Annotated in this window: 15 protein-coding genes; 4 read left to right on the top strand and 11 right to left on the bottom strand. The window is 43.1% G+C overall.

What is annotated here, in order from left to right; genetic code table 11:
* Positions 1 to 40 precede the first annotated feature (40 nt).
* Entirely contained in the window at positions 41 to 610 is a 570-nt protein-coding gene (locus tag G9G53_RS19955) for a TerD family protein (RefSeq protein ID WP_069010531.1), read from the top strand.
* 43 nt (positions 611 to 653) lie between these two features.
* On the opposite strand, the gene G9G53_RS19950 is transcribed toward G9G53_RS19955, so the two are convergent.
* The 4 genes from G9G53_RS19950 to G9G53_RS19935 all read right to left on the bottom strand — a co-directional run bounded on the left by G9G53_RS19950 (position 654) and on the right by G9G53_RS19935 (position 4,893).
* On the bottom strand, positions 654 to 1,574 hold the full coding sequence (locus G9G53_RS19950; protein WP_165149789.1) for a hypothetical protein: 921 nt from the start codon (positions 1,572 to 1,574) through the stop codon (positions 654 to 656).
* 212 nt (positions 1,575 to 1,786) lie between these two features.
* Positions 1,787 to 2,728: an ADP-ribosylglycohydrolase family protein gene (locus G9G53_RS19945; protein WP_165149787.1), complete on the bottom strand. Its 942-nt coding sequence runs from the start codon at positions 2,726 to 2,728 to the stop codon at positions 1,787 to 1,789.
* Between the two features lie 84 nt (positions 2,729 to 2,812).
* Positions 2,813 to 3,898, bottom strand: coding sequence for a hypothetical protein (locus G9G53_RS19940; protein WP_165149785.1), 1,086 nt, complete (start codon positions 3,896 to 3,898; stop codon positions 2,813 to 2,815).
* The gene (locus G9G53_RS19935) at positions 3,898 to 4,893 is read right to left on the bottom strand and encodes a hypothetical protein (protein ID WP_029515478.1); all 996 of its coding nucleotides are present in this window, start codon (positions 4,891 to 4,893) and stop codon (positions 3,898 to 3,900) included. The genes G9G53_RS19940 and G9G53_RS19935 overlap by 1 nt, the downstream gene beginning before the upstream one ends.
* 181 nt (positions 4,894 to 5,074) lie before the next feature.
* Between G9G53_RS19935 and G9G53_RS19930 the strand changes: the two genes are divergently transcribed.
* Genes G9G53_RS19930 through G9G53_RS19920 form a run of 3 tightly spaced genes read left to right on the top strand, consistent with a single transcriptional unit; the run spans position 5,075 to position 6,910 of the window.
* Positions 5,075 to 5,725, top strand: coding sequence for a hypothetical protein (locus G9G53_RS19930; RefSeq protein ID WP_029515479.1), 651 nt, complete (start codon positions 5,075 to 5,077; stop codon positions 5,723 to 5,725).
* A gap of 35 nt (positions 5,726 to 5,760) precedes the next feature.
* Positions 5,761 to 6,309, top strand: a complete 549-nt coding sequence (locus tag G9G53_RS19925; protein ID WP_165149783.1) for a DUF1697 domain-containing protein — start codon at positions 5,761 to 5,763, stop codon at positions 6,307 to 6,309.
* Between the two features lie 16 nt (positions 6,310 to 6,325).
* Complete coding sequence (locus G9G53_RS19920; RefSeq protein ID WP_165149781.1) at positions 6,326 to 6,910, top strand: RBBP9/YdeN family alpha/beta hydrolase; 585 nt, start codon at positions 6,326 to 6,328, stop codon at positions 6,908 to 6,910.
* Positions 6,911 to 7,016: 106 nt separating this feature from the next.
* On the opposite strand, the gene G9G53_RS19915 is transcribed toward G9G53_RS19920, so the two are convergent.
* The 7 genes from G9G53_RS19915 to G9G53_RS19885 form a co-directional block, all read right to left on the bottom strand.
* Entirely contained in the window at positions 7,017 to 7,553 is a 537-nt protein-coding gene (locus tag G9G53_RS19915; RefSeq protein ID WP_165149779.1) for an SMI1/KNR4 family protein, read from the bottom strand.
* Between the two features lie 52 nt (positions 7,554 to 7,605).
* A complete protein-coding gene (locus G9G53_RS19910) occupies positions 7,606 to 8,040 on the bottom strand; it encodes a hypothetical protein (RefSeq protein WP_165149777.1) in 435 nt (144 codons plus the stop codon).
* 28 nt (positions 8,041 to 8,068) lie between these two features.
* Positions 8,069 to 8,728, bottom strand: coding sequence for a DUF2625 domain-containing protein (locus tag G9G53_RS19905; RefSeq protein ID WP_165149775.1), 660 nt, complete (start codon positions 8,726 to 8,728; stop codon positions 8,069 to 8,071).
* A gap of 34 nt (positions 8,729 to 8,762) precedes the next feature.
* Positions 8,763 to 9,281 (bottom strand): hypothetical protein, encoded by a 519-nt coding sequence (locus G9G53_RS19900; RefSeq protein WP_029515484.1) that lies wholly within the window; start codon positions 9,279 to 9,281, stop codon positions 8,763 to 8,765.
* 30 nt (positions 9,282 to 9,311) lie between these two features.
* Positions 9,312 to 10,472, bottom strand: a complete 1,161-nt coding sequence (locus G9G53_RS19895; RefSeq protein ID WP_165149773.1) for an immunity 26/phosphotriesterase HocA family protein — start codon at positions 10,470 to 10,472, stop codon at positions 9,312 to 9,314.
* An 84-nt stretch (positions 10,473 to 10,556) separates the two neighbouring features.
* Positions 10,557 to 11,564, bottom strand: coding sequence for a phosphotransferase (locus tag G9G53_RS19890; RefSeq protein WP_029515486.1), 1,008 nt, complete (start codon positions 11,562 to 11,564; stop codon positions 10,557 to 10,559).
* A gap of 93 nt (positions 11,565 to 11,657) precedes the next feature.
* Positions 11,658 to 12,656: an AraC family transcriptional regulator gene (locus tag G9G53_RS19885; protein ID WP_029515487.1), complete on the bottom strand. Its 999-nt coding sequence runs from the start codon at positions 12,654 to 12,656 to the stop codon at positions 11,658 to 11,660.
* Positions 12,657 to 12,659: the final 3 nt, after the last annotated feature.

The raw sequence follows: 12,659 nt of genomic DNA, 5'->3' as shown, positions 1-12,659 counted from the left end.
TTTCAGAGTAGAACGAAAATAATGATAGGGAGGCATAACGTTGAGTATTAGTCTAGTTAAAGGACAGAAGGTAGACCTAACCAAAAATAATCCATACTTATCCGTGCTAAAAGTAGGCCTTGGATGGGACCCTATGAAGGGTAGAAGCATGGATATTGATGCGTCAGCGCTGCTTCTTAATGAGAACGGCAAGCTGACCCAGACGAAAAATCTAGTATATTTCGGAAACAAAAATAGCCCTTGTGGGGCCGTCGTACATAGTGGTGACAACTTGACAGGACATGGCGACGGTGATGATGAAGTCATTACCGTCTCCCTCCAGCAACTACCACCGGAAGTGCATAGAGTCGTATTTATTGTGAATATATTCCGTTTTTTCAGCTTTGGTAGACGTAAAGATTTCAGTATGGTGAACAATGCTTATATTCGAGTATTGGATGCGTCCCAAGATGAAGAGATTCTCCGATACAACTTGACAGAGGACTATAAAGGGATGTGTAGTATCCGTGTAGGTGAAGTATACCGCTATGGAGGGGAGTGGAAATTCGGTGCTATTGGAGAAGGAAGCACCATTACCTCCCTGAATGAGCTTGTAAAAACGTATGAATAAGCATTTTTGGTGTTAAAGAAAAACCCACGTCTGACGTGGGTTTTTACGCTAACTCTCCTATAGTCACCTGATACAGCAGAGAACCTTCTCGGAGCAGCAGGCGGTCTTTTCTGAAATCCTGTTCGTGCGGCTGAAGGAACTCTTGATCGTCATTTAAAAATCGAATGTGTTGTCCTTTGCTTAAGTTGCCTGGCTTCACATTCTTTTTCAAGACATATTGTCCGTTCTTTCCATACCCGCCATCGAACAAAAAGTGATACCCATCTGTAGCCACCCCGGAGCAGCCGGAAATGCTCGGATTCATAAACGTAATATTCGTACGGTCGCTACCGGAAATACGCCCTAACGAAAAGTCTGAATAGTAATAAAACCAGATTTCCTGTTCGCTGACCACGTTCAAAGCATAGCAATCATGAATGTCTGCCGCTTGGTTTTCATATATTTTGTGTCCTTCTTTATTCCAGGCGACAAGGCCGGAGGACCCCACAGGCTCATTCCAACCATAATTCCCAAATATACCTTCATCAAAATAACTGGTCCAGATCGTACCTTCCCCTGTAACCTGAACACTCTGGATACCGTCTCCAAGCAGTAGTTCATTTATGGTACGGCCTTCATAATCAATAATTTTACCATTTAAATCATATTGGCCGGTTCCATAATAATGACAACGCGCTCCGACGAGCAGTAGATGATGATGTAGAGGCTGTACATAATGATAGTTAAACTGCTGTCCCTCCACATACACTTCTTCAATATGATCGTCTATAATGAGTATCTTGTAAGTACGTCTCTCTTTAAGAGAGGCAGGCGGGAACATCCCTCGTACTCGTTCTGGGATTTTATCAATTAGCAAAATATACACGCGCCCATCAGGGCCAAATTGGGTTGAAACAATCTCAAACCCTTTAGTATAGTTGGAAATATCAACAAATGAATGAAGCTGTTTATTTAGATGTGACAATGTAGTTCCTCCTCTGAAAGATCAGTAAAGTGAAGTATGATTTGTACTGGACTTCATTTTGTCATAACAACATGCTACTGAGGAGGGCGGAAGTATGGCGATATGGATAGTGATCCCAAGAGATGAGGCATCGGCAAAAATATTGGGAACAAAAAAAGCCGGGTTCTGCTCATAATAAAAGCAACCCAGCTTGATCTTTATAGATGTCCCTCTTAAAGTGTCTGGCCCTTGTCGGCCTTCTGCCATAAAGCCTCAGTCAGCTCATCGATCATATCCTTCATCGCCAGCTTCTCACGCCAGTGATTCGGGATACCGCTTAGCCCGTAATAAGCTCCTGCAATTTGCCCATACACCGCCCCGGTCGTATCGGCGTCATCCCCCAGATTTACGGCCAGCAGTGCCCCCTCTTCAAACGAAGTCGAATGGTGAAATGCCCACAGCGCAGCCTCAAGGGAACGAATGACATAGCCGGTTCCCTGTATTTCGGGCGGCTCCTTATCCTTGTAAGATCCCTGAATGATTTCTTCAATGGCTGCCGAATAAGCTGGCTGTTCCTGCCGCCGCCACTTATAGCAGATGTCGGCTGATAACATGGATTCTTTGTCCGCTCCCCGCAGACCTGCCACAAGGATTGAAGCAAGCACAGCACAGGCCTCCACACTTTCGACTGCTCCATGGGTGGTTCGCGAGCTCAGTTCGGCGTACATCACGGCCTCTTCCGGACGGTTCGCATAGGCCATGGCAACAGGTGCAAGCCTCATGATCGAGCCATTACCAGCAGTCATGGGGTCAACGGACCCACTGTACGGCTCTCCAGTGGCCTCGAAGCGATGCAATGCTGCTCTCGTAGCACCGCCGATATCAAAGCACGTTCCCGTGCTGCTCATATATCCCAGGTGATACCAATTGGTGTAGCGACGCATTTGGTCCGCTGGATCAAAGCTATCTTTTTGCACCATACTCTCGGCTAAACAAAGTGCCATAGACGTATCGTCGGTCCACTGCCCCGGCTTTAACCCAAAGACACCGCCGCCCACGATATCCGTTACAGGTTCAAATGTACCTGGACTGCTGAATTCCACAGTGGTTCCCAAAGCATCACCCACGGCCAGTCCAGCGAGACTTCCATAAAAACGATCCTTGATCAGTGCCATTTTGATGTACACTCCTTTAATAATTGTTATAGCTAATGCATATATTTCCATATCACTGGAAGGAAGAAAATCCGGTAACGCCATTTATTCGTAGCTTAAGGCTGTACAACCGCTATCCGGTTTTAATTCAATGAAAATTCCTGCCTCTTGATGGTAAATGAGTGGAAATCGCTCCGTATCTACATCTTCACGCACACCTCTTGAAAGCCGCCATACCTGAAGCGGGACTCCTTTCCCCCATAAGAATAATCGGTCGCCAGAAACGACCATATCCGCTTGGGGATATGGATAAATCCCGTCTTCTTCAGGCTTACAATTTAAAGGCGGGATTGCAGGAAGCACGCGTCGGTACCCGGGCTGAGTCATATCGAATAGGACAACCGCCGGTTCCACTCCTTCCTCTCCCCAATCTTCCTCCTCCAGTAAATCGGCATCCATCTGTCCCCAAACCGCCAATCTATCAGGTCCTGTCCAGCACACTGGCCCATCCCAATCTATGGTTTGCCAAAGATGGCGAACTGACGGACCATTCTCCGATTCCCATGAGTTCAGCAGCCAATTAGATAAGGACCAAGTTCGGACTACTCCTAATGGAGCCCATACCCATCCCGTATCCGCAATCCACTTTCCCTCTGGAGAAGTCAGGAGCCTCCCATGAAAATAATCTAGATAATGCTCATCTTTGTTTTCGCTGTTATAAACTGGGGTAGGTCTTGCTGTCAAAAGCCTCCCTGTTTCTACATCCGTCAGATCCAGCCGATTCCATTCCGTCCCATGAACAAGGATACATGCACCGTCTTGATGTACAAATGCCAGGGGGAACATACTTTTATCGTAGTGGTATTCGTCCCGTGATAATTGCATTTTTTCTTGAGCATGGACTAAATCATACACTGCCGCATGTCGGCCAAATCGATTGGAGATCGCCACGTACTTGCCGTCAGGACTGGTCACCATTTGGACAGGTTGCAGGGGATTAAAATCAGGAATACAAATATGTGTGCATAATTCTGCGCTGCCAGAGCGAAGTTCTAGTCTCCACAGTTCTGCCTGTGTGTTTAGTGCTAGCAGGGTTATGCTTCCCTGAGAGCCACCCTTTAGTGGATGAATGGCCGTAAGACGTCCGATAGTCTGTGGTAAATCGGGTAAAGAAACGTGATGAAATGGCATCATTTAACCCCTTTTAATCTGGATAAATAATAATTTATACCCGTATTTGTGAAGCTGGATTTATCGACAAAAAATCTGAGTTCAAGCAATGCAGTCAATACTTTCATAAAAACTCCCGGTTTTTTCTTACATAATAGTTTAAGATATGTAATTTCGCTAGGATTACTTTTGAGAACAAAATAGGAGTAATTCATCAAAATCATATTGGAGATGAACTGCTCTGTTGGAGATTGATGCTCATTAATAGAGTCGATCAGCACCTCTAATACCCTATTTTTATTAGAGTTATAGGCTTGTATAAACATCGTTGCTTCTGCAAACGACTTGTTGAAATCATCATACGGAAAATCATATACATCATGACTGCCCAAGATGAAGTTGACCAACTGTCCTTGCAAAATTTTTATTTTCCCCAGCGCTGCTCGGGTATCCATATCCATCTTATTTTTGTTAATATGCTCATGCAACATGTCAATTAGAATGTGCAAATCATACTGCTGTCCGTCTTCCATGCTGTACAGTATCTTATTATTTTCAATCGTTAGACGATCATAAATGTCATCACCTAAACCCAGTTCAAATAAAAGCTGGTGAAGGAAAAATAGTCTGTCCTGAGTAAGCGAGAATTCATTGCCTCTCTCTGCTAGATGTGAAACTTGATATTGATAATAAACACAACATAAGTTTTTTCGGCTATAAGCAACATCTTTATGTATATCAAAAACGTTAAACATGAGCGAAAGCAATCGAATTAGACGTTCAGCATCCGCTACGCTTAAAATGGGATGATCCATTTTGGTAAATAGCGACCTATCAAATAAATCGTGCCATCGTACTAAAGAAATATGATTCTGCTCGTTTATATTCAGAGTTAATATTCTTAAATTTTGCTCTTGATCAGGATAGGAATAAAATAGATCTTCATGATTCAAATCAGAAATGCGCTCATTAAAGTAGGCTCTTAATTTGTAATCGTATATTATAGAAAAAGACATTTCTCTCCTCCATGCACCTTATTTTCGAACTCCTATATTGTAAAATTATTCTGGATCGACTGACAAGGTAGCATAATTACAGAAACATATGTTCTTCATTTCTATATTATGATATCTTAATGCTAAAAGTAAAACGTGATGTCACAGGTCATAGTCTACGATTAGAAAGGAATACACACCTATGAAACAGTTAAGCGAAGCGATTACCCGGTTTGTACACCAGCAAAACTTATATAATGCAGCCTACGGGCTGTTCCAAGACCACTATATCCAGCCCCGTTCAGAGAGTATAACAGATTGCTGGGACAAGCGGATTCCTCTATCCCCTGAGCTGGAGTACCTATATAGCCATTATGAAATGATCGATGCTAAGGCAGCGGGAACACACAAATTAAAAAATGCAGCCGTTGAAATCGGGGATGCTGCTGTTCTCTTTTTTGTCGCACCAGAACATTTATATCGCCAACAGCTGGGCTATCGCTTCATTACATCTGGAGAGCTTGTTCATGAGTCATCTTCGTGGCCCTCCCACCATGTTGTAATTGCCACGTTTAATGATGATCCAGTCATTGTCGATACTAGCGCACCTGCTTCCCCTGTATATGCTGCAATTGAAGGTGGCGCAGCGCAGCAAGTTGCTGACTCTTTAGCTAACTTCTTTACGGCTTTTTCCATCCTGATTGAAGGTGCCTGTACCTTTAAGGGAGAATTGATAGATGAAGATACATACGAAACCAAAGTAGCATATATCGAGCACGTAAAACCATTGCTACATCATTTGTTGGGCGAAAACCAAACCACGTATTTGCTGAATTACCTATCCCTTTGTTAGAATTCCTTTTTGTTTAAAGAGAGGTGGAGCTTTTTATGATCTATATCGCATTACTGCGGGGCATCAATGTTGGCGGCAATAACAAAATCGAGATGAAGAAGCTCAAGCAAACGTTTGAACATGCAGGTATGGAGCATGTGACGACTTACATTAATTCTGGAAACATTATTTTTTCCAGTCAGGAGCGGCCCAACCAGGAGCTATCGCTCATACTGGAACAGGCGATTCTGGAGGATTTTAGCTTACCCATCCGCGTCATCGTCCGTAATATGAAGGAGATTCAGAGCATTATGGAGGCACTGCCGAATGAATGGGCTAATGATACACAGATGAAAAGTGATGTAATGTTTCTGTGGGATGAAATTAACGATATTTCCGTTCTGGACAACCTTCCTTTAAAACCGGGAATTGGACATGTCATCTATACGACCGGAGCCATTCTGTTTTCTGTCAGCAAAGAACAAGTCACAAAAAGCGGGTTAACGAAATTAGTCGGCACCAAGCTGTATCAGCAAATGACGGTGCGGAATGTGAACACAACCCGTCAGATTTATAAGCTGATGCATGAACTAAACACTGAATAATGGGAGAAAAAGCACTGTGACAAACCTACAAAATCAAAAACAAGTATATATAATCCACGGATACACAGCTTCGCCAACAGATCATTGGTTTCCTTGGTTACAAGATAAATTACAGGAAGACGGGGTTTCGGTAAATATACTAGATATGCCCAACTCGCAAGCCCCCAAACTTAATGAGTGGATTGAGCATCTATTGCAAAATATTAAAGCTTTACATAAAGACACCTATTTTATTGGTCATAGCTTGGGTTGTGTATCCATATTAAGGTACCTGCAGCAAGTCAATATCCCGGAACCACTAGGTGGTGCCGTTTTCGTTTCCGGTTTTACTGATCCATTGCCAAGCCTGCCGTCATTAGATGAATTTACAAATGACCATTTGGATCATCAGCAGATCATGGATTCGCTAAAAGCGCGTGTAGTTATAGCTTCAAAGGACGACGCGATTGTCCCCTTTGCACTTAGTAAGAAACTAGCGGAAGATATCCAGGCTGATTTTCACGAATTAGATCATGGAGGACACTTTTTACAAAGTGACGGCTTTACCACCTTACCGATCGTCTCTCAAGTTTTAATGGAAATGATAAATGAAAATAAGTAGCGTTAAAAACCCGCAAAATAGACCTGGCAAAAAGGGTCCAGCTTGCGGGTTTTACATTTTCTACTGGATGAATTAGGGGGAATAAAGCGTATGTTTAGTCAAGATATCAATACAATGCCCATTTTTCCGTACACAGCTCTATAAATGAATGGGCAACCTGTTCACATTCGTCATATCCCAAACTACCAGAATGAGCAAAAAGAATGGGATATTCATTGTTTCTTTTTTCCTCTCTCATATCAAACATATAGTGGTTACCGCATCCATCCATCGCAAACGACACGGCACCCGGCATATACTCTGGCAGCTCGTAGGCGAGGTTCATTTCTCTCAAATCTTCAGTATTGAAAAACTGGAAATAACGTTCTCCATTTTGAAACTCCCCGCCGTTAGAGTATCTCAAAAAATCCATATAGCTATCAGGAAATTGCCCTTGGGGCAAATGCCAGCTCACAGGATCTAAAGGTTTATATTGATCATAAAATGGAGACGATTTCGGAAAAGGGTTCACTTGTCTTTGTTGGATTTCGTGAATTTCCTGCTCCGATAGCTTGATGTTCCATGTGCTCAAAAAATTCGCGATTTGTTCACCAGTTGCTTCCGGACATTTTATAAATTGATGTTCAAAGTGAATACTCCACATAATAACCACCCTCCTACCTTGACGTCTCTAAAAGTTGTTGTTGCTATCTTTTTCAACCTTCTCCATCTTTTTCAACCCATTCAGCCACACTTTCATGAGGTTGAAGGTTCTCACGTTTATAGTAAAAAACGGTCTTAAGCTCGTAATCCAAGCTTTCCGCAGCAATGAAAAATCGGGTACCAAACGTTTGATCCTCCATACAAATCACAGGCCCCTCAAGAAATCCGTAAGAGACAGTTTTTAACATTTCCGATTCCTTGTCATTAGCCAGTCTAAAGCATTCAATTGAAAATACACCACCCGGACAGGAAAGAAACGAGACCTCGTAAAATGTAATCTCTATGTTGTGATAATAGCTAAAGTCAAAGCTCCCTGCTAGTACCAGCTTGGGGCGACTTGTATAATCATAAATGTAGTAATGGTCAATGTTATTTTGAGAAAGTATTTCATTAAGCTGCATCAGTTTGGATTGAATGGAATGATTCATGATCTTATGTCCCCCTCCCCACTCGCGGCTATTCCCGATCCGTCACCGCCTGCCACGCTTCTGTTAGTGCTATAGGTGATTTGTGGCTGGTCTCTCCGCCACCTTCCTGAGTCCATAGCGGCGGATAATAAGCAAATACCTCTCCTGGCTGAAGTTGCTCCATATCCGACTGCCAACCATTCCAACGGAATGTCTGGTAGAACAAGCCCAAATCCCCCTCAGCCAACCAGCTCAAGAAACCGGAATAGGCCAGCTCAGTGGATTCCCACTCCAATGCATCCGGTGCAAAATAGTAGATATGGCCGCTACGTCCAAACTTCCCTGTATCCAATCCAAAGAAGCCACCTGCTGCATCATAGGCCACAATCAGCATTCCCCCAAGTGCAGGAACGCTCGCTGGCTCTTGCAGCCCGTTCCACGAAGCCAAACTACCGTAAATTTCAGGCCCACCTGCACCCAGTAAGGTGATCCATCCGTGGTCAAATATGATCCCTCCTGTTTCATAGGCAACCGTTCCCAAGTACGATTTTGTGCTCACTTGCAAACGGTAGAGCGAATCTCCCCTAACAGATTCCGATTCTGCCGGTACAATGCGATATGGATTATTCCCTTCTTGCAGAATGTTTCTGACCTCTTCCCATGCATGGTTGTCCTGATCCATTAGCTCATCAACCGTTAACGTATGCATATCCATTCTCCTTCCTGTATTCCGTATCTATCTTTCAACCTGTGAACTGATTTTCGAAAACCTGCGTTTGCTCTAAAATCACCCACTGATTCAGCTCGTCGTAGCCTTGGACAATCGCCGTGATCTCATGCCTCGGATACATCCACTCGGATGGGGCCTTTTCCGCATATGAATGGGTGTCTGCCAATCCGACTGCATTGTGCTGGAAAATATGAATTAGTGTTCCGTGTGGAAAAAAGGCTTCAATATATCCAGTTACCTTAGTCCCAACCGGCAGTGCGGTTTTGACTTGATGCCATTCCTTGTTGGAGGTGTGAAGATTGCTGGACCAGATTTCTTCAAACTCTTTTTTTGTAATTTTCGTATAATAGGGCTCTGTATCATCAATCGCTTTCTCTGCTAACAAGAAATGATATTGCTCGTGCTTACGATTAGAAGCAATAAAAGTACCGTCATCCTGGATCACAATTTGCCGATAGGCTACGCCGTCTGAGTCTATTTCAAAATACCAGGTTCCCATGCCTGGTTCCGGACAATCTTTAAGATATTTCATTCGTACCTCCTAAAAGGATGTATAACCGTGTCATTTCATCTTTCTTTTTCCGCTATAAGTCCTTGTCAAATATGCGAGATATTCCGAACGCGTCAGTCCTCCTGTTTGGCGATTGAACTCATCGTACGAAATGTCTTCCGGGAATCCGAATTCGGCCAGTGCTTTTCGGCGCTCTTCCCGATACAACGGGTTATCCAGCGTGTGGTGCCACTCCCGCTCTTCCCAAGGACCAAAACAGTCTGCAATGACACCTGAATATACACCGTTATTTAACAATTCGCGCGAAGACTTGAACACTGTCTTTTCTTCCGGTTTGGAAATTGTGCCCGTTCCCCAGGACAGTCTATATATTCTTTCTTTACTGCTATCTATGCTACTGCCGTAACCCATCGGAAACACAATATCCTCTTCCGCCAACGCTTTATGCCCTATCCGCTCGTAGGACCCTCGCATAAAGGAATCATCCATGACAATCCAGGTTGTATCAGATAACGGGGCGGCCGTGATGGATTCCAAAGTTATTGAACGGTCACGACTTGTACACAAATACGGACGTACGAACAAAGGCATTGTCATGACACTATTCCATATGCTCTCCTTTGCAAACAACTGATCCTTTTGCATTTGGCGCAAATCTCCGACGACCAGTACATAGCCATCTGTAAAAAGGTCTATTTCCACGCGGAAGATGTCTCCCGGAATGGTTTTATAACGCAGGTTTTTCATATGCTTCAATCGTTCCACCTTACGATCATAGTCGTTAGGCACAAGCGACGGGTAACGTTGAAGCCAATCGATGATCTCTTCTTTACTATGTAAATGCTCACATCCAGTGATGGGCAATCTCACGCCAGTTTTGCTATTCACAGCAGTAACATAACTAATATTACGATCTCTTCGAATGCCTGCTGAAAAGGACACACCTTCTGCTGTGATGCTCGAAACACTTGTATAATTCAGTTTTTTCTCTTTGCCACGAGCCGTTTTAGGCAGAACAAATGCCCGATCACGAGTAAAAATCTCTACATCAGCTTCTCCATAAGCATCCTCTTTGGAAGAAATTCGCTTGCGAATAACATCTCCATCCATACAAATAAAATATCCTTCTTTAATTTCTACTACGTCCCAATGTTCTTCCAGCGTCTCCAGCCCAAAATAGGGTCGTAACGCGTTCGTTAACCAACTATTCATCTGCTCCTCCTGTTCCGAGTACAATTCAGTAGACTTCATTTCTGTTATTCCAGAAATTATAACATAACACGGCATGTAGCTCGTTTATTCATACATTATTCTAGCTTGGACTAACTCCTCCTGAATCCAGCTACTGCTAGTAGACAGTTGGAGCAAGTCGGCCGTGATCTGTTTGATCTGTTCTTGCAGCACGTGTGGCTGATCTGTTCCTTCCAGAAAGCGACTCATAAAATGAAGAAAAACGTCTACCTTCCTAAGCAGCATTAACACAGGCAAAGCGTCAACCTCGGATTGGCTTAAACGAACCTGACGGCTGAAGCCCCGGCAAAAATCACGAACAGCTGTCGTTTCCTCCGGTTGTCCCAAAAATCCTGATAAAATGACCGCCGGATCCATGACCCGAACGTCCAGCGTACAAAATTCAAAATCAAGCAGTACAGCCACCTGACTAGGGTCAGAATCCTTTACCAACAAATTGGAAGCGTTCAAATCTCCATGTACAAGCTGATGCGGCAACTCTTCCAATGCATGAAGTGAATCTATAATCTCTTCATATACTTTTCCTATCAAACGCAGCTCCTCATGGAAATCTTTTAGAGGCTCCGGCGGGTTTAAACAAAAGCCTTGGATTACTTCCCGGTTACATAATGGATAGGATTGCTGCAAAGCATAATACGGCCGATAGACTGGAGTCATATCAAGATTGAGTGTTTCAAGTGCAGCAGATAATTCGCCAGCAGCCTCGCCAAAAGAATAGGCAAAGCTAGGATCCTGCTCCGATGGGGATGTGCCTTCTATGTATTCGAACAGACACACATATTTTCCACTATCCTTCTCAACCTGTGCAAGTGTCTCTCCCGTAATCGTTCGGATTGGCATTGGAACCCTGAATGATAGAGAATGCCTGCTCAGTTCCTGCAAAACCGCATGCTCAAATTCTATTTTGTTCCGATCCCTGTGTGTATCGTAGATGCGCAGTACCCCACTTCGCCCACCGCTCTTAACAAAATACGTCGTATTATTCCAACCTCCGGTTCGTCTCTGTAGTGTCCCGTCCCACTCCGGCCAGTGCCGTCTTAATACCGCTTCCAAAATGTATCCTCCCTATTAAACATCCGCTTATGAATTTGCCGATATTATAACAAATATAGACGCCCATTAGAATTGGACGTCCTTGTGTATCCTTCATTTCCTCATTTGTTTGTTTCGGATATTCTGCGGGGTGGCACCATACGCTGTTTTAAATTTTTTATAGAAAAAACTCATGCTGTTATATCCGACCTGCTTAAAGATCATTTCGAATGGCAGGTTGGTATTGACTACCAAAGAATAGGCCGCATTAAGTTTAATGTTGGCAATAAGCTGCGTGTAAGTAAGACCGGTTACTTTTTTCAACTTATTACTTAAATACGTACTATTGTAATTAAAATGAGTAGATAATTGCTGGAGGCTTAAATGCTGATAATGCTCTTCCATGTAATTCAGAATAGAAGTAATATTACTTTCCTGCTGGTTTAAGTGAATATTATGCTCGCTTTCCAATACACGGACCAATTCCCCAAATACAATGGACAAATAAGCCTTGACCAGCTCCATTGAATCCTCTTGCCTGGAAAAATATTCGATCAAGATTCTACGCAATATATATTGAAGGTTTTCATTATGCTGTGACTCAAAAATAATAAAGTGATTATGATGCTGATGCTGGAGGACTGAATTGGCAAGAAACTCGCCGATCAAACTTTTTTTCTTAGATAGCCGCTGTAGAAATAGGGATGAAATCGTTTCTCTTTGCAGGAGGATATTAATCAGTATATCGTTTTCTCCCAAAGGTGCGATGCTGTGCGGTACATCCTTATCGAGGACACACACTTGGCCTTCACAAAGCTCAATTTCTTTACCCGCTATGATTTGGTTGCACTTACCTGAGTAAACATAGTTTAACTCAATAAATTCATGCATGTGCTCCAGCATCGGAGCAAACCTGTTGTGCTTGCTAATATAAATATCATGTTCTCCGAAGAAAAATAAAGCAGGCATTCGATACATATTCTGATTTATATCAAAAAATCGCTCATTTTCCGATTCTTTGGAGAGATCATTAATCACTTGATTGTTTTGCTGTTGTAAAAGTTCAATTTCAGTTTTACTTCTCAGCAACTGATCCAACTCATGAAGGTTCATAAA

This window comes from Paenibacillus sp. EKM206P (assembly GCF_011066155.1).
Classification (GTDB): domain Bacteria; phylum Bacillota; class Bacilli; order Paenibacillales; family Paenibacillaceae; genus Paenibacillus; species Paenibacillus polymyxa_D.
Note: the sequence above shows the minus strand (reverse complement) of the source record. Positions and strands in the feature narration are given on the sequence as shown.